Below are 19187 nucleotides of genomic sequence, written 5' to 3'. Positions count from 1 at the left end.
AATTTTTCTAATTTATTTGCTATTCCGTATATATTTTTTCCTCTTAACACTCATGGATAAACCTTGTATAATCCACCTATAAAATACAGTTGTTCTTTTAAGGAGGACAGTACCATGAAACGTATTGGACTACTCCCTAGAATCATTTTAGCAATTGCTCTAGGGATCGGAGCAGGATTAGTCATTCCCGAATGGGGAATTCGACTGTTTGCCACATTTAATAGTTTATTTGGTAGTTTCTTAGGATTTGCCATCCCGTTAATTATCATCGGGTTCATTGCACCGGGTATTGGCACAATGGGAAAAGAAGCTGGTAAACTACTTGGATTGACAACAAGTATTGCATATGGATCAACGGTTGGGGCAGGATTGTTAGCTTTTTTTGCAGCTAAAACGTTATACCCAACTCTTTTAGCCAATCAAACGACCCATGGAGAGTTCGAGAATCCAGAAAAAGTATTGCTCGAACCATATTTTACGGTGGACATGCCGCCAATTATGGGGGTTATGACGGCACTTCTTATTGCGTTTACGCTTGGTCTTGGATTAGCGGCTATTAAAGGGGATACGTTACAACGAGTACTTAATGATTTCAGAGACATCATCGAAAAATTAATTGATCGCGTGATTATTCCATTATTACCGCTTCATATTTTTGGTATTTTCGCCAATATGACCAATGGAGGACAAGTAGGAGCCATTATGAGCGTTTTCGCCAAAGTGTTTGTCATGATTATCGTTCTTCATTTTGTATATATATTGATTCAATATTCTGTTGCTGGCTCCTTACGTCAAAAAAATCCATTTGGTATGTTGAAAAAGATGTTACCAGCCTATTTTACAGCGCTTGGTACCCAGTCCTCCGCTTCAACGATTCCGGTCACATTGAAACATACAAAAACATTAGGAGTTAAAGAACGAGTGGCCGATTTTTCCGTTCCGTTATTAGCGACCATTCATTTATCTGGTAGTACGATTACACTAACAAGCTGTGCGATGGCGGTTATGTTATTGCAAGGAGAAGTCCCAGCGTTCGGTACGTTATTCCCATTTATATTAATGCTTGGGATTACGATGATTGCCGCTCCTGGTGTTCCGGGTGGTGCTGTCATGGCCGCTTTAGGGCTTCTTGAATCGATGCTCGGATTTGATTCCACAATGCTTTCTTTAATGATTGCCCTTTACTTAGCACAAGATAGCTTCGGAACAGCATGTAACGTAACTGGCGACGGTGCCCTAACAGCCATTACTGATCGTTTTGTACGTGCCGACCAATTAGAACAAACGGGGGTTAAAAAAGTAGGGTAAGTTTTTTCGAACTGCCATTTGAAAGTAGTACATTTTTTCCACGGTCAACAAAGGATGAAGTGATAGAGACAGCTTTATGGCTGTCTCTTTTGTTTTTTGTGAGTAACTCAATTAGATATAGGCCAATTTTGTTGTATTGACGACGTTTCATATCTAAGACGAGAGATTCCTAGCCGTGTTTACTCTTAATGTTGGGATTTTACTGGACAGTGTCGGAAATTTACTTGCCGATCTTGAAGTTTACTTGCCACTTTTACTTAATTACTTGCCTTCATCTTAATTTACGTGTCTATCCAGAACTTTACTTGCTGGCTTGGCTCAACCAACATATCAAAAAACCAAAAGCCAACACTTATGTGTTGACTTTTTGGTACAATCCACATGCATGGATAAAAGCTTCAAACGTTTCTTTTTCGGTAAAGACGGTGAGGCCACGTTCGATGGCTTTTATCCGGTTTCTTCTAGCAGCATCAGTCGATAGAGGATTGTAATACACTTTTCCCCCTCCACATTTTAGCCATTGGTCGAATTCGTCCGATGCTCTACCATTGTCATCGATAAAAATGTTTTGTTCATTAATTGGTTGTAAGTGGGCAAACACTTTTTTCATCGCTTCTTCGGCCGTAAGTCCAACACACATTCCTTCACCGGTTGATTTCATTTCCGGACCGAGTTTTAAGTCGACATCGGTGAGGGCATGGGATGAAAAGACCGGAAACTTAACAGCGACCTGTTCACTGGAGGCTTTGTCAGGTAATTTTAAATCCGTTAACGATGATCCGCACAACACTTCGGTTGCTTTTTCCACTAACGAAATCCCTGTGATTTTACTAACAATCGGAACGGTACGGCTCGCGCGTGGGTTGACTTCCAATACGAAAACGTCTTTGTCGCGTAATAAAAATTGGATATTCATAATCCCTTTGTAATGAAGCGCCTGAACTATTTTTTCTGCATACACTCTCACCAGCTTTTTCACTAAAGACGACACATGCTGTGACGGAAACAAAGCATAACTATCTCCCGAATGGATACCTGCTGGTTCAATATGTTCGATGACACCTGGAATCCATACATTCTCTCCATCTGCGACTAGATCGATTTCAATTTCTTTTCCTTCGACAAATTCATCTAACAATAATGGAAAATGAGCATCATCTGTTTGGACGATAATGTCTTCAAATGTGTCCATTGAGTCGACGCGGACCATTCCTTTTCCGCCAATAACATATGAAGGGCGTAATAAAATAGGAAACTGAAGCTTTGTAACAGCTTTTTGCGCCTCTTCTTTCGTTTTGGCGGCCGTCCCTTTAACATGTGGGATGTGTGCACGGTCAAGAAGCGCGTAGAATTTCTCCCGGTCCTCGAGTTCATCGAGTAAATCGGTGCTCATTTCTAATAGCGGAACGCCGGCTTTTTCCAACCCTTTAACTAAATTAATGGCTGTTTGTCCACCAAATTGAACAAGGGTGACATCCACCTGTTCATTCTCAATCACGTTTAATATATGTTCGACCGTTAATGGTTCAAAATAAAGGCGATCGGCGATTTCATAATCGGTACTAACCGTTTCTGGATTGTTGTTGATCATAATCGCTTCATACCCTAATTGCTGCAACGTTAAAATACAATGTACCGCACTATAATCAAATTCGACCCCTTGACCGATTCGAATCGGACCTGAGCCGATCACCAGCGCTTTTTTCTTTCCTTTTTTCGGAATGGCTTCGTTTTCTCCACCGTACGTTGAATAAAAATAATTCGTTCGGGCATCAAATTCCGCCGCACACGTATCGACCATCTTATAAACCGCATGAATTCCCCACTTTTGACGGAGCGAGCGGATGTTTTCTTCCGTGAGTCCGGTCCAATGAGCAATCGCTCGGTCAGAAAAGCCGTACCGTTTTGCCCCCTCTAGTAAAGAAGGTTGAAGTTCTTCATTCGCCAATTTCTTCTCTAAAGCCACGAGATGAGCAACTACGGATAAAAAATAATGATCGATACCGGTTTGTTGATGCAACACATCAACGGTGACTCCTCGCCGTAACAATTCGGTTATAACGAAAAATCGCTCATCGTCCGCTTCTTGAAGACGTTGCATCAAATGGGCAGTCTCTTCGGCCTGTAATTTTGGCAACAACAGACCGACTATTGGTAATTCAAGCGATTCAACCGCTTTTTGTAACGCCCCCTCCAACGTTCGATCAATCGCCATCACTTCACCTGTTGCTTTCATTTTTGTTCCGAGTCGGCGGTTTGCTTTCGTAAATTTATCAAACGGCCAGCGCGGAAATTTAACAACGACATAATCTAAAGCTGGTTCAAAACTTGCATACGTTGACTCCGTAAGCGGGTTTTTCAATTCGTGTAACGTGTAGCCAATGGAAAGCTTCGCCGCCATTCGTGCAATTGGATACCCGGTCGCTTTGGAAGCAAGAGCGGATGAGCGACTGACACGCGGATTGACTTCGATGACGTAATATTGGTTACTATGCGGATCGAGGGCAAATTGAATGTTGCAACCACCGACAACCTTTAACGCCGAAATAATTTTTAACGCTGCACTTCGTAACATTTGATATTCTTCGTCTGTTAACGTTTGTGAAGGTGCTACCACGATGGAATCTCCTGTGTGAATTCCGACGGGGTCAATGTTTTCCATATTACACACCGTGATACACGTATTGGCCGCATCCCGCATGACTTCATATTCAATCTCTTTAAAGCCAGCAATACTTTTTTCCACTAACACTTGGTGAATCGGGCTCATGTTCAATCCGTTGGAAACGATGGAAACAAGCTCGGTTTCATTGTACGCAATGCCCCCACCTTTTCCACCTAACGTATACGCAGGACGAACGATAATCGGATACCCGATTGTTTGTGCAAACTGTACAGCAGAAGCGATATCTTCTACAATTTCACTTTCCGGTATTGGCTCATTCAGTTCCTTCATGAGCGCCCGGAAACGTTCGCGGTCTTCTCCTTGTTGAATCGATTCACTTGAGGTTCCTAAAAGACGAACGTTATATTTTTTGAGAATTCCACTTTTTTCAAGGTCTACGGCTAAGTTTAATGCCGTTTGCCCACCCAATGTCGCTAAAATGCCGTCTGGTTGTTCTTTTTGAATAATCGTCTCTAAGCTGGAAACAGTGAGCGGTTCAAAATAAACGACATCAGCAAATTTCGTATCGGTCATTATTGTCGCGGGATTGTTATTGACTAATACAACCTTTATCCCTTCCTCTTTTAACGCTAAACAACCTTGTGTACCGGAATAGTCAAATTCTGCTGCTTGCCCGATAATAATCGGTCCGGATCCGATGACGAGTACTTTTTTAATCGTTGGATCTTTAGGCATATATTTTTTCTCTCCCTACCGCAAGTAATACGGCTATATATTCATCAAACACCCAGCTAGCTTCTTTCGGTCCTGGATGGGCTTCTGGATGAAATTGAACCGAAAGAATCGGTAAATGACGATGAACAAGCCCTTCTATCGATTGATCATTGATATTTGTAAAACGGATGTGTACGGGAACATGTTGCAGACTATCTGGGTTCACAACATAGCTATGGTTTTGCGATGTCATAAAAACCCTTCCCGTTTGATGGTCCATTACCGGATGATTCGCCCCACGATGACCGAAGCGTAGTTTTGTTGTATCTCCACCTAATGCAAGGGCGATTAATTGATGCCCTAAACAAATACCGAGCGTCGGAAAGGATGAAATGAGTTTTTTAATGTTCGGTAAAAAAGGTGTTAATGATTTCGGATTGCCTGGACCGTTTGATAACACCACTCCATCTGGGTTCAAATCATACACCGTATCCATCTCATGAAACGGAACGATGGACACACGACATCCTCGCTTTACTAAAGAAGTGGCTATCGATTTTTTATAGCCAAAATCGATGAGCGCAATGTGCACATTTCCATTTCCAATCGTTTCCATCGTTTGACTTACCACTTTTTCTACTTGATTCTGCGAAAGGCCTTTCTTTACCGTCCAAGTAGGGTCGGTAGTAATAACGGCTTGTTGTGAGCCAAATGATCGAATTTTTTTCACCACTGCGCGTGTATCGACATGATATAAGCATGGGATGTTCCATTTGCCTAAATAACTTTTGAACGACTCATTGGCTAAGTAATGAGAATATGTTTCAGTTGCTTGATAGACTACAACCCCCTTTACTTGGGGACGTTTGCTTTCTCCATCAACTTTATTGATTCCATAGTTTCCAATTAAGGGGTACGTAAACACCACAATTTGACCTTTATAGGACGGGTCGGTCAACACTTCTTGATAACCCGTCATTCCTGTATAAAAAACCACTTCCCCTTCACACAAGGGTGGTGCCTGTTCATCTAACTCACCTTCAAACACCGAACCATCAGATAAGATTAAGAATCCTTTCAAAGTAAAACACCTTCTTCCGATGTGTTTTTATCGATTTTTCCATTATTATACAATCACAACTATAAAAATAGCTAACTTGCAATCAATGTAGTAGAAATAATGTCTAACGCCATGTCTATTTCTTCAACTGACACTGTCAATGGTGGCAACAACCGAAGCACGTTCGGACCAGCGGACAACACAAGAAGACCCTTTTCACGTAAAGCAGTGATAAGCGGTTGAACTTCTCCCGAACACTCAATCCCAATCATTAATCCAACACCACGAATTTCACGAACAAAAGGAACATCATGTAATGAGTCCGCTAGTTGCCGAATAAAATAATCTCCTTTTTGGGTAACGTCTTGTAAAAAACTCTCATCAAAAATGACTTTTATCGTTGCTAACGCAGCGGCCATCGCTAACGGGTTACCTCCAAACGTTGAGCCGTGGCTTCCCGCATGAAACGTTTCAATTAAATGCTTTTTCCCGATCATCGCCCCGACTGGAAAACCGCTGCCGAGTCCTTTGGCAAGTGTGATAATATCTGGTTCGATGCCGACATGTTCATACGCAAATTTTTTTCCTGTCCGACCTATCCCTGTTTGAACTTCATCGATAATAAGTAAAGCATTTAATTCGCGGCACTTATCGGCGATGGCGTTCAAAAAGGCGTGTTCCCCAGGCACAACGCCACCTTCACCTTGGACGACCTCCACCATAATGGCGGCAATGTCATCACCTTGTAACGATTCGATGGCGCTCACATTGTTATACGGTAAATGGACAAACGTCGGTGCTAACGGGCCAAATCCTTCTTGCACTTTCTTTTGTCCTGTTGCTGATAACGTAGCATACGTACGACCATGAAACGACTGATAAAACGTAATGATTTTATGGTTTCCGGTATATTTTCGAGCGAGTTTAATCGCTGCTTCGTTCGCTTCGGCCCCACTATTGGCGAAAAATACCGCATCCCCCACCGAATGATGAACTAACAGTTGTGCAACTTGTTCCTGAAGAGGTATCTGAAACAAATTCGACACGTGCCACACTTTTTCCAGCTGGTGTTGAATGGCCTTTTTTACTTCATCAGGACAATGCCCTAAGTTGCAAACAGCAATTCCTGATGTAAAATCTAAATATGCTTTTCCAGAGGTATCGTAAATGTACGTCCCTTTTGCCCGTTCGACTGGAACCTCCCACCGAGCGTATGTCGGAAACAAGCAACTCAATCTTAACCACCGCCTCTTTATAAATAGTGAAATTTCCATCCATGGAGGGTTTCCCGCTCCGCGAAAGGTTAGTTCGTTATTCGCGTCCCAACCATTTGACCATCTTTCAATATGTCATGATGTCCACCTACAATCATGACCTCTTTTAATTTCGTTGACAAAACCGACATCGCAGCCGTTACTTTCGGAACCATCCCTCCGTAAATGACTCCTTGATCGAGTAAGGACGTAATCATCGACGAAGTAGCCGTTTGGATTAACGTATCTCCATGAAATATTCCAGGGACGTCGGTGACAAATAACAATTTTTCCGCTTGCATATGTTCAGCCACCGCAGCTGCACAAAGATCGGCATTAATATTGACCGTCTGTCCTTCTTTCGTTTTTCCTAACGGAGCGATAACTGGAAAATAAGACGCCTTAAGTAAAGCGTGGAGTAAATGGGTATTCACACACTCGACTTTTCCGACTAGACCTAACGTTTCTGGATTTACGTACGAGGCCGTTAACAGTTGGCCGTCACAACCGGATAATCCTACGGCCGGAAGTTCGTGTTGCTGCAATGTTTTTACTAATTGTTTATTCATTGTTCCTGCTAACACCATTTCGACGACTTCAAGTACCGATGAAGTTGTTTTTCGTTGACCGTTCACAAATTCACTTGAAATCTGTAACCGGTCCAGCATGGCATTAATAGCCGGGCCGCCACCATGAACAACCACCAGATGATTTGTCTTCAACAATTCTTTTAAACTATACATAAATGCTGGTGATAGCTTATGAAGCATACTTCCCCCAAGCTTAATCACCATTATTGGCTTATTACGTACGGTAGCTGGCATTGATTTTGACGTATTCATACGTTAAGTCACACCCCCACGCTTTCCCCTTCGCCTCTCCTCCGTTTAAGACGACGGTAATCGTGACATGTTTATTTTGTAAGTAAGTGCTCGCAGCTTCTTCGGAAAAGAGTTGTGGCGTTCCATCTCTAAACAATAAATAAGGCCCCATATAAATCGCTACTTCGTCTGGTTTCACTTCCGTTTGGGTATAACCAATCGCCGCCACAATGCGGCCCCAGTTCGCATCCTCCCCATAAACGGCCGTTTTGACAAGGGAGGATCCGACAATTTGTTTCGCAATTGCTTGAGCATCGGTTGTTGTTTTCGCTCCTTCGACAACGACTTCAACAAGCTTGGTCGCTCCTTCTCCGTCACGAGCAATTTGCTTCGCTAAATCTTCGCACACCGCTTGTAACCCTGCTTTAAAGACTGCCCAATCGGGATGTTCTTCCGTTAAAATGGAATGATGTGCTTCCCCGTTTGCCAAGACAATAACCATGTCGTTCGTTGAGGTGTCACCATCAACGGTAATTTGATTAAACGTAACGTCCGTAATTTCTTTTAACGCTTGTTGTAACGATTCCGAAGAGACATTGGCATCTGTCGTAATAAAACTAAGCATTGTCGCCATGTTCGGATGAATCATCCCTGACCCTTTAGCCGCTCCCCCAATGACAACCGGCACTCCATCGATTTCGATTTGGTAACAGGCACTTTTCGTAACGGTATCCGTTGTTAAAATCGCTTCTTCAAAAGCGTGCGCCCCCTCCAACGTAGCCGAGTATGGTACTTCAGCAATACCTTTTTCAATTTTATCCATTTTTAAAAATTCCCCGATGACACCGGTTGAAGCGACGGCTATGAGGTGTTCGTCAATCTGTAAACGTTTCGCGACAAGCTTTCGCATCGTATAGGCATCTTGCATCCCTTTTTCCCCAGTACAGGCATTTGCGATCGCGCTATTCACAACGATGGCTTGTAACTTTTGCTCTTTGGCGATACTATCTTGCGTTACTTTTAACGGGGCGGCTTGAAAATGGTTTTGTGTATACACCGCTGCACAAGAAGCGGGCTTTGTGCTGACGAGAAGTCCTAGATCTTTTTTTGAATAACGTAACCCAGCATGGATTCCGCCAGCCAAAAACCCTTTTGGTGATGTTATCGAGCCATTGTCGACCTTTTGTATCAACTGTTCTTTTACTTTCAATTTTGATGATGCCACCTTTCTTTTGTTATGGATAAAGCGGGAACATGTCGAGGGCCGTTGTTTCTTTAAACCCGTACATCATGTTAAAATTTTGTACCGCTTGCCCTGCTGCTCCTTTCATTAAATTATCGATGACGGATACGATCGTGAGTCGATTCGTGCGTGGATCTTTTTTTATGCTGATCACACAATCGTTTGATCCGTATACTTCTTTCGTACTTGGGAACGTGCCATCGGTACGAATATGAACGAACGGGGATGCCGCGTAAAACTGTTCATACAATTCTTGTAATCTATAATTCCCCCAATCTTCTTTTAACTCGACGTAAATCGTAGCCATAATGCCACGCGTCATCGGAACAAGATGCGTGCTAAAGGTGATGGCGCCGATCTGACTGTCCCAATCGTGTAATTGCTGCTCGATTTCAGGAATGTGCTGATGTTCATGCACTTTATAAATCGATAAGTTGTCTTGTACTTCGACAAAGTGGGTCACTAAATTCGGATTCCGCCCTGCCCCCGATACGCCGGACTTGGCATCAATAATGATGGACCCTGGTTTGACTATATTTTCTTTTACAACCGGAGCTAACCCGAGTAACGTAGCCGTCGGGTAGCACCCGGGATTGGCTAGAATCGTTCCTTCTTTTATCTGTTCTGCCTGTAATTCCGATAAACCGTATACCGCTTGAGAAAGAATTGTTTCTGGCGCCGGAACTTTTTTGTACCATTCTGTATATTGGTTCGGGTTTTTTAATCGTAAATCGCCAGATAAATCAATGATTTTTATGCCCTCGTTGTGTAATTGCGGTGTTAGTCTGGCGGAAATTCCCGACGGTGTGGCTAAAAAAATACAATCGTTCTCGTTTTGGATGTACTCCAGAGCTAATGGTTGTAAACGGGCTGTCGTCTTCCCGTATAAATGTGGATACACCTTTTCATATGGAATCTCCTCGGCTCCTGATGTATAAACATTAATTTCCGTCACTTCCGGATGGCGGGACAAAATCCGATACAATTCTACTCCCCCATAACCAGAAGCTCCTATTATCCCTATTTTCATACTTCAATCCCCTTCATCAGTTCGTGGAATTATTTATCATTATATCCAGGTATAAAAATAAAATCAATTGTATATTTATAAAAATTTCGTCGTCATATTTGTAAAGTATCGCGTTGTTTTTTAAGTCAAATTGAGAGAACTTGTTTATACTTCACAAAGGGAGAATTTTTTGTGGAAGTAGACATTCAAAGAGGGAATTTTTTGTGGAAATGCTGGTGTTTTCTTTTGAAAATCGTTAAACGATACTGTTGATATTTATACATTACGCTTGTGGCGGACGCTTTCCGCGGGCAAGCCGCAATCCGCTTCCCTCGCTACGCTCAAGTAAGGGTCTTGTGGCTTCTTGTTCCCGCTGGAGTCGCCGTCGTGTGAATAACTTTCTAAAAATCAACAATGAAATATAACATAACAAAAGAAAAAACCGCTCTGATAGCAGAGCGGTTTTTTTACTTCACGATTAACACAGGCACTTTTGAAAGGTGGAGTACTTCTTGGCTAACACTTCCGAGGACAAATTCTTGGAATTTGTTTAATCCTCGACTACCAACCACGATTAAATCAATCGGATGAGCATTTGCAAATTCAATAATTTTTTCTGCAGGTTCTCCTTTTAAAAAATGTACGACGTATCGAAGACCTTTTTCATCAAATAAATCGGTTATTGGTTTTAATTTTTGTTTCCGTTCTAATTGTAGCTTTTCTTTATCCCACCCTAACCAAGCATCGTGTTTGGATTCCGATGGACTAACAACATGAACAATATGATAAAAGTGATCGTTTCCTAAAGAAACGGCTGTCTCGGCAGCTTTCATGGAGTGCGTCGTACCGCCAACAGCTAATAAAACCGATTTCATCGTCATCCCCCGTTTTAGTGACTAGACAGCTTCACCTGATCTTGTTTATGCACGGCTAACCGTTCAACAAGTCGTAAGCTAGGTTGATTGAGTCCTTTCAATTGGACGGTTGTGCCGTTTTCTTGTAATTTTAATACAATTTTATCAATCGCTGCAACTGCCGAATCGTCCCAAACGTGGGCATGTGAAAAATCGATTTCCACTTGTTTAGCGGTCTCTTTCCACTCAATTTGCTCAAGTAAATCCGTCACCGAAGCAAAGAACAATTGTCCATATACTGTATATGTTTTCCGATCTAATGCTTCATCCAAATGAGCCGTTACCTTCACCTTTGACATTTTCGCGGCAAAGAAAAGGGCGCTTAATATAACACCCGCAAAGACCCCTTTTGATAAGTCATGCGTAAAGACGACCGTAACTACTGTTACAACCATTACAATTGAGTCCGTTACAGGCACTTGACGCATCATTTTTAATGAATTCCAATCAAACGTACCGATGGACACCATAATCATAACCCCAACCAATGCCGCCATTGGAATTTGAACGACCAAGTCCCCAAGAACAATAATTAAAAATAATAAAAACGTACCTGCAACAAATGTAGAAAGGCGTCCACGCCCACCGGATTTAATGTTAATGACCGATTGCCCAATCATCGCACAACCAGCCATCCCGCCAAAAAATCCAGCCGCAATATTTGCTAAACCCTGTCCTTTGCACTCTTGATTTTTATTACTATCCGTATCAGTTAAATCATCGACAATCGAAGCCGTTAATAACGATTCTAGTAAACCGACAATCGCTAGGGCTAATGAATAAGGGAAAATTATCGTTAACGTTTCCCAATTGAGAGGAACATCAGGAATAAGAAACATCGGTAGCGTTTTTGAAATTCCCCCCATGTCGCCAATGGTTTTCACATCTACTTTTGTAACTACAGCAATTGCCGTAATGATAATAATCGCGACTAATGGAGATGGGACAGCTTTTGTGATGCGCGGGAATAAATAAATAATTGCTAAAGCCCCCGCCGTTAACGCATACATCACCCAGCCTTGCCCAACAAAATGTTCAAGCTGAGCCATAAAAATTAAAATCGCGAGCGCATTCACAAAGCCAATCATCACCGAACGAGGAATAAATTTCATAAACCGAGCCAATTTTAAATAACCAAAAATAATTTGGATGATTCCCGTTAAAATGGTTGCAGCAAATAAATATTGCAATCCGTGTTCATCTACTAAGTTAACCATTAAGAGGGCCATCGCTCCTGTTGCTGCTGAAACCATTCCCGGACGTCCACCAACAAATGCAATCACTACAGCAATACAGAAGGAGGCATACAAACCGACCATAGGATCAACACCGGCAATAATGGAAAAGGCAATCGCTTCCGGAATTAGAGCTAACGCAACAACAATACCAGATAAAATATCTCCTTTCACGTTACCAAACCATTCTTGCTTCCATCCATAAGTCATCTTTTCACCTTCTTTCTTATAAATCTATCGTCAAATTAAACATGTACCATCATATCATACCGTTACATGCAATTGAAAAAGGAGTGAAAACGGTAACTTCCTCCTTTCTCTCGCCTTTTCTACGTTTTTCGTCCCTATTCACCCCTATTTAACAAATTTGTCACAAACATAAAATTCAATTTTTCAAAAAAATACAAACTTATAAACCAATGAAAAAAATTTTTTGAGCAAAAAAACAAGCCCTGGCTAATAAAAGACCAGGACTTATCGAGTTCGAAGCTGTCCTTTCAAGGAACGAAAATATTAGGTGGATATGAGCAGACGTTCTTCTAAAAACGGATCGTTCGTTTCGTGTGAGCAAACGTAACAATATGTTTTTGTATCGCGGGATATAAGACGATGTCATTTAACCGATGCAACGGGACCCATTCCACACCGATTTGATCGGAATCCGGATGTGCTGGCATGTGGGGGATGGACCCTTCTTTTAAATGACATTCAAAAATTAAATGCAGGCCGTGAATGTTTGTTACCAGTTCATTTAATAAATGTGGGGCATATTCAAACACAAATGCCAGTTCCCCTACTTCGACGTCTATCCCTGCTTCTTCTTTTGCTTCTCGCCGGACGGCTTCAATGACACTTTCTCCTTTTTCTACACCACCAGCCGGTAAGTTATAATGAATCCCTTCTTCTGACTGAAACTTGACTAGTAAAACTTGTTCATTTTCAATAATTAAGCTACACGCTCGTACGCGAATCGGATACCCCATTTGCCCACCGTGTGACGTTGATATCGATCTACAAACGAAAGCTTTTCATAAAAAGTATGACCACATGTTGTACAACGATATCTTCGCTTCTTCACATGTAAGTACACTCTTTTTCCCGCCATTGATGAACTCTGTATTTTTCGCATTCGATAGCTATGTATGCGTTTTGTACGGCTTTTACACTTCGGACATTTCTGCATTTTCACACATGTATGTAGTTCAAACCAAAATACGCCTTCTTCTTCCCCTGAATCAAAAATCTCTACATGCTTATCTTTAATCCCTAATAAGTTTATGATAGAATGAGTAAGCACCTATCTTCTCTCCCTTTGGTGTCTATTGTGTGGCAACTTTAGATTATCAAAGAGAGAGAAGAAGGTGTTATTTTTTAATCATTTTTTGTGAATTATCTGAGCCCTTGAGATGATAAGCATGACCACCACATTTAGTATAGAGCCCAAAATATTAAAATATTTGTAAATATTGGTTATAAAATTAGGGGTTAGCCTATATATTTCTTCACTATCCGATCCACAGACGGACCGTATGTTTCGCCAAACAAATTTAAATGGACGAGCAAATAGTATAGCTGATATAACGGTTTGACTTCTTCGTATGAAGGAGATAGCGGCTTCACTTCTTGATAAGCAGCATAAAACGTTGGAGAAAAACCGCCAAACAGTTCTGTAAACGCAAGTTCAAACTCAGCATCACCATAAAAAACAGATGGGTCAATTACATACGGTTCTCCGTTCGGACCTACCATCCAGTTTCCACCCCATAAATCTCCATGTAATAAAGATGGCTGTACATCGGAAGGTAGCCACGCTTCGATTCGCTCCAGTAGTTGTTGAATTCGTTTTTCCCGCTCTAGGGGGAGTCGACCACGTTGTTTCGCTTGCTGAACTTGGGATGCTAACCGGACATCTCGATAATACTCGACCCAATTTTCGTACGTACCGTTTTTCTGAAGTAAACTACCGATATACGTGTCGGTGTGATAACCGTGATACGGCATCGGCTGGCGATGCATCTGGGCTAACCGGTGTCCCAACCATTCCTCTGTTCGCGCCGACTTTTTTCCTTCTATCCATTCTAATAATAGAAACGACCACGATTCATCCGGAGTGGCAGTCACCTCAATCACGTTTGGGACAGCAATGGTGTTCGTTTGGCGAATTTCGTTTAACCCTTGTGCCTCCAGTTGAAAAAAGGTCGGAGACACTCGATTTCCTTTGACAAATAGTCGCCCCTCATTCGTATCGACCCGAAACGCACGGTTAATATCTCCGCCAGTTACTTCTTGGACATTTGTTACAATGCTGGTTCCGAGTACACGCTTGACTGCATCTTCAACGAGTGACTTCAGCTGCATCCTATTCACTCCTTAGTTGATGTATGAGCGCCACTCTCTTGTTTTTCGGTCAAACACAATTTTTCCATCGACTTCACGTTTCGCTATTTTTTGAAAATGCTCTAACATTTCGTCCATGTTCAGAAAATCGCCAGCAATCCAAACAGGAAGCTCAATTTTTGTCCGTGAAAACTGAACGTGATCAAACGAAATGACCATTCCTTCTTTCAAATAATCCATAAATGGATAAAGAAATTCTTTTGGAATCGGTGGGTAGTGTTTCTTTTTCAAACGGAGAAAGCTCCGTTCTAGCTTTGTTCCCGAAAGGCGCCGACCAATTACTGCTCCAAGTATGTGATAAAAATCTTCAAAGTATCGGTAATACACTTTTGTCCAATACCCATCGTCATGGGACAGATAAACGTAACGATTATTCAATTTTTGAAAAAACGGAAGTCGCAGATGTTTCTTCATATGCCCTAAATACAACAGCTCGGCAATTTCTTGTCCGTCTAACACATCAGCTCCTTCTATCTCTTCGAAATCAACCCAACAAAAATCCCCATAACTCGCAACATCCTCTTGTGCTAACTGATAAAAAGGATCTTTTTTCACATAGTCCAATAACGTATGCATATGTACTTCCGTGTCTTCAAACTGATGCTTTAATAATAGTACCTGATGAATGTCCTTCGGTAAGGAAGCAACAAATTCACCAAAAGAAATCCCATTCGATAACACAAATTGTTCTGAATAGTTCACATGAAGATAAATTACATTCGTATCTAACTGTTTCATACCCAATCCCTCTCTGTAAGTAGCCTGCCTATCTAATTTTTATTATATCGGATATAAAGAAATTTTCGGAGCGAAGTCCTATCGTCCGAAAGAATGTGGCCGGAATTTTCAAAAATGTGTTCAAAAAAAAACGAAATTCCATCCCATTTTACGCCTCATGTGTCCGAAAAACCATTCTATTTATCAAACATCCACTGTTTATTTTCTTCTGAATATAAAAAACACCTTAATTAAACTTTATCGGTACACGATTCTCCCATAAAAAAAAGACCTTTACTCAATTATAAGTAAAATAAAAATAATTGTACTGTGAACGTATCCACTTTTGGCTTACTTGCATACTCTGTTTAAAAAGGAGTGGATGGTTATGTTGGAATATTTATTTGAAATACAGGCTTTTTTGGCTTTTTTATTTGTATTTAGTTTTATTCTATGGAGATTGTTTACTTATCTATCCTCATCAAACAAAAATATATGGAAATATATTACATTTGCACTTTTTGTTCTCTTAAGCTTTTTACTTGTTTCACTTAGTGTTCAAAGTATATACTTCTTTTTTAATTAGGAAAAGGACTAAGGGGATTTTACCTATAGTCCTCTTTTTTATCTGTCCTCTAAAATTAAAGCCATCTTTTTCTGACCGACCAAATAGGAAAACTTGATAAAGACTCAAATATTTTTTCCATTGGATAAACAAACCTGACCGGAATTTATTTCATTATGCTATATTTCCCTTTATAATAATGAAAGTGGTTTTGTCCGTTTTACCACCATTTATAAAACAATGGGAGGAGGGAATGCAAATGGTAAAACAATTCACACACGATCAAATTACCTTATTTGTTATCAAATATTTAAAAGAGGGTAAAAGAAAAGAGCTGCAACATTTACTTGATGAATTGCAGCCATATGATATGGCAACTGTATACTCCAATCTTCCAGAAAAGCACCGTACCCGTTTCTTGTTGCAGTTAAGCATTCCTGTCCTTGCCGATATGATTCAAGAACTGGATCGTGAATTACAATTAGACGTTCTGAACCGATTAGGTGCTGAAAAGTCGGGGAAAGTATTAGACGACATGGACAACGACGACTTAGCTTCTTTACTTGACGATTTGTCTCCGGAAAAAATTGAATCCTTCTTATCCGGGATGAAAAAAGAAGAGTCGTCTATCGTCCAAAATATGATGACGTATCACCCGGAAACGGCTGGTCGTTTAATGACGAACCGTTTCGTTTGGATTCGAAACTACTACACAGTACGCGAAGCGGTTGACAAATTAAAATCGTTTGCTGAATTTGCAGAAACGATTAACTATTTATACGTCGTGGATGAAAACAGAAAACTTGTAGGTGTTGTTTCTTATCGGGACTTACTATTGGCCGATATGAATGATAAAATCCAAAATATTATGTACGAGCGGGTCATATCGGTCGACGTAAATACCGACCAAGAAGAAGTGGCTCGACTCATTGAACGATATGACTTCCTTGCTATTCCCGTTGTAAATGAAGAAGGCGTTTTAATGGGGATCGTAACGTTTGACGACATTATCGACGTCGTTATTCAAGAAGCAAACGAAGATATCGAGAAATTGTCCGCATCTGGTAAAGCGATTGATTTTGATACAAAAGCTTTTGTAGCTGCTTATCGGCGACTTCCTTGGCTCATTTTACTATTGTTTATCGGACTCGTATCGGGAAGCATTATTTCCTCTTTTGAAGATACGCTCCAAAGAGTCGTTGCCCTTGCCTTTTTCATGCCCATGATTGCGGGGATGACCGGGAATACGGGAACACAATCTCTCGCTGTCGTCGTGCGCGGTCTAGCTTCTAAAGACATTGATTCAAAAACGATTATGAAGCTCATTTGGCGTGAATTTGGTGTTGGTTTAATTATTGGACTAACTTGCGGAATGTTGATTTCTATCATTGCGTATGTTTGGCAAGGAAGTCTCATATTAGGCTTTGTCGTAGGTAGCTCGCTATTACTTACATTAATTATCGGTACGTTAGCAGGAACCATAATTCCGTTAATTTTATACCGTTTTAACATTGATCCAGCTGTTGCTTCTGGTCCATTAATTACAACAATTAATGATATTTTTTCACTCATTACGTACTTTACGATTGCTTCCTGGTTTTTACACGCCCTATTATAATTCTCCTCACCTCTTTTGAATGGACTTGGTCGCTTCTGGTTAAAGTAAAAGAAACTACTGGTTTCATTAATCATCATACGAAAATGCCAAGTACTACAGAAAAGGAGGTGTGTGGCTGACGTCTTTAATTGGCGTCAGCTTCTTCCTTCATGATTCTTCAACTCTTTTTAGTCACCTTGTTCATCGCCTTAACTGCTTTTTTTGTCGTTTCGGAGTTTGCCATTGTTAAAGTTCGCCCCTCTCGCATTTATCAACTCTTGGAAGAAGAACACCCACATGCGAAATCGGCTCAGATTGTATTGAATAATTTGGATGGGTATTTGTCAGCTTGCCAACTTGGAATCACGATTACGGCTCTCGGTCTTGGTTGGCTCGGTGAACCGACCGTTCAATCGTTATTACATCCTCTTTTTGAATCGTTGGGACTACCTACTTCGTTAACCCACGCGATTTCATTTGCATTCGCATTTACCATCATCACGTTTTTACACGTGGTATTAGGAGAGTTGGCCCCTAAAACAGTAGCGATTCAAAAAGCGGAGCCAATTACCTTACTAGTCGCTAAACCGCTCATATGGTTCCACAAAATCATGTATCCGTTCATTTGGGCTCTCAATGGATCCGCACGGTTTATTACAAAATTGTTTGGTTACTCCCCTGCCTCAGAACATGAGATTGCTCATTCAGAAGAAGAGCTCCGTATATTATTGTCGGAAAGCTTTCAAAAGGGAGAAATCAATCAATCCGAATATAAATACGTCAATAAAATATTTGAATTTGATAACCGCTTGGCAAAAGAAATTATGGTCCCCCGAACCGAAATCGTTAGCTTTGAAAAAAATATTTCGTTAAGTGAAATGATGAAAATCGTCAAAAAAGAAAATTACACCCGCTATCCAATAACTGAAGGAGATAAAGACAATATCATCGGTATTATTAATATTAAAGAAGTGTTAACCGACTATGTCCTAAAGCGATGCTCGGAACACACGCTGTCGGATTCGTATATCAAGCCTATTATTCGGGTTATTGAAACGATTCCCATCCATGACTTGTTATTAAAAATGCAAAAAGAACGCTCGCATATGGCCATCCTTCTCGATGAATACGGTGGGACTGCCGGATTAGTCACGGTCGAAGATATTTTAGAAGAAATTGTTGGTGAAATCCGAGATGAATTTGATACTGACGAACCACCGCTGATTCAACAAATCGAGGAACATCATTTTATTTTTGACGCCAAAGTTTTAATTCAAGAAGTGAATAACTTGTTAGGAACAGAGTTATCGGACGAAGAAGTGGATACGATTGGCGGTTGGTTGTTAACGAAAAAATACGATCTTAGAGAAGGAGATTCAATTGATGTGGACTCGTATACCTTTAAAGCAAAAGAAATGAAAGGACATCATGTTGTGTATGTCGAAGCCATACGGCAATAGGGGAAAAGATTGTAAGTATGCCCTCATAAATATACAAGATTAATCATATAATGCAAAAAGGACCTCTCTATGTAAAATAAACATTCATTGACGATGTGTTTTTCCATTTCTTATAATATGAGTAATATCAAGAAATTTGAGGTGATTAAATGAAGGAATAATATGTTGGGAACATGCCCCTATTCTTCATTCATCATCAAAACTTTGTATATTTAGGAGGTGACTCCTTACTCGTTATCGAACGGGTAAGGAAATTGGTTGGACGACA

General features: G+C 40.9%; 16 protein-coding genes. 3 read left to right on the top strand and 13 right to left on the bottom strand.

Annotation, left to right across the window (positions count from 1 at the left end):
• Positions 1-114: 114 nt before the first annotated feature.
• A complete protein-coding gene (locus H0Z31_13490) occupies positions 115-1308 on the top strand; it encodes a dicarboxylate/amino acid:cation symporter (GenBank protein MBO8178454.1) in 1194 nt (397 codons plus the stop codon).
• Between the two features lie 352 nt (positions 1309-1660).
• On the opposite strand, the gene H0Z31_13485 is transcribed toward H0Z31_13490, so the two are convergent.
• From H0Z31_13485 to H0Z31_13425, 13 genes are all read right to left on the bottom strand, one after another.
• Entirely contained in the window at positions 1661-4669 is a 3009-nt protein-coding gene (locus H0Z31_13485; protein MBO8178453.1) for a carbamoyl phosphate synthase large subunit, read from the bottom strand.
• Positions 4662-5729 (bottom strand): carbamoyl phosphate synthase small subunit, encoded by a 1068-nt coding sequence (locus tag H0Z31_13480; protein ID MBO8178452.1) that lies wholly within the window; start codon positions 5727-5729, stop codon positions 4662-4664. The genes H0Z31_13485 and H0Z31_13480 overlap by 8 nt, the downstream gene beginning before the upstream one ends.
• Positions 5730-5800: 71 nt before the next feature.
• The gene (locus H0Z31_13475; protein MBO8178451.1) at positions 5801-6982 is read right to left on the bottom strand and encodes an acetylornithine transaminase; all 1182 of its coding nucleotides are present in this window, start codon (positions 6980-6982) and stop codon (positions 5801-5803) included.
• 29 nt (positions 6983-7011) lie between these two features.
• Positions 7012-7785, bottom strand: a complete 774-nt coding sequence (gene argB / locus H0Z31_13470; protein ID MBO8178450.1) for an acetylglutamate kinase — start codon at positions 7783-7785, stop codon at positions 7012-7014.
• Complete coding sequence (gene argJ, locus H0Z31_13465) at positions 7766-8992, bottom strand: bifunctional ornithine acetyltransferase/N-acetylglutamate synthase (protein ID MBO8178449.1); 1227 nt, start codon at positions 8990-8992, stop codon at positions 7766-7768. The genes argB and argJ overlap by 20 nt, the downstream gene beginning before the upstream one ends.
• Before the next feature lie 25 nt (positions 8993-9017).
• A complete protein-coding gene (locus H0Z31_13460) occupies positions 9018-10055 on the bottom strand; it encodes an N-acetyl-gamma-glutamyl-phosphate reductase (protein ID MBO8178448.1) in 1038 nt (345 codons plus the stop codon).
• 262 nt (positions 10056-10317) lie between these two features.
• Positions 10318-10467, bottom strand: a complete 150-nt coding sequence (locus H0Z31_13455; protein ID MBO8178447.1) for a hypothetical protein — start codon at positions 10465-10467, stop codon at positions 10318-10320.
• Between the two features lie 34 nt (positions 10468-10501).
• Positions 10502-10909, bottom strand: a complete 408-nt coding sequence (locus H0Z31_13450) for a universal stress protein (GenBank protein MBO8178446.1) — start codon at positions 10907-10909, stop codon at positions 10502-10504.
• 14 nt (positions 10910-10923) lie between these two features.
• Positions 10924-12393: a SulP family inorganic anion transporter gene (locus tag H0Z31_13445; GenBank protein MBO8178445.1), complete on the bottom strand. Its 1470-nt coding sequence runs from the start codon at positions 12391-12393 to the stop codon at positions 10924-10926.
• 329 nt (positions 12394-12722) lie between these two features.
• Complete coding sequence (locus H0Z31_13440) at positions 12723-13166, bottom strand: NUDIX domain-containing protein (protein ID MBO8178444.1); 444 nt, start codon at positions 13164-13166, stop codon at positions 12723-12725.
• Positions 13130-13480 (bottom strand): transposase, encoded by a 351-nt coding sequence (locus H0Z31_13435; protein ID MBO8178443.1) that lies wholly within the window; start codon positions 13478-13480, stop codon positions 13130-13132. Before H0Z31_13435 ends, H0Z31_13440 begins: the two co-directional genes overlap by 37 nt.
• Before the next feature lie 188 nt (positions 13481-13668).
• Positions 13669-14541, bottom strand: a complete 873-nt coding sequence (locus H0Z31_13430; GenBank protein ID MBO8178442.1) for a fructosamine kinase family protein — start codon at positions 14539-14541, stop codon at positions 13669-13671.
• A gap of 12 nt (positions 14542-14553) precedes the next feature.
• Entirely contained in the window at positions 14554-15318 is a 765-nt protein-coding gene (locus H0Z31_13425) for a hypothetical protein (protein MBO8178441.1), read from the bottom strand.
• A gap of 803 nt (positions 15319-16121) precedes the next feature.
• Between H0Z31_13425 and mgtE the strand changes: the two genes are divergently transcribed.
• Entirely contained in the window at positions 16122-17480 is a 1359-nt protein-coding gene (mgtE, locus tag H0Z31_13420) for a magnesium transporter (GenBank protein ID MBO8178440.1), read from the top strand.
• Positions 17481-17629: 149 nt separating this feature from the next.
• The gene (locus H0Z31_13415; protein MBO8178439.1) at positions 17630-18919 is read left to right on the top strand and encodes an HlyC/CorC family transporter; all 1290 of its coding nucleotides are present in this window, start codon (positions 17630-17632) and stop codon (positions 18917-18919) included.
• Positions 18920-19187: the final 268 nt, after the last annotated feature.

The sequence above is a fragment of the Bacillus sp. (in: firmicutes) genome (assembly GCA_017656295.1).
GTDB lineage: Bacteria > Bacillota > Bacilli > Bacillales > JACDOC01 > JACDOC01.
Note: the sequence above shows the minus strand (reverse complement) of the source record. Positions and strands in the feature narration are given on the sequence as shown.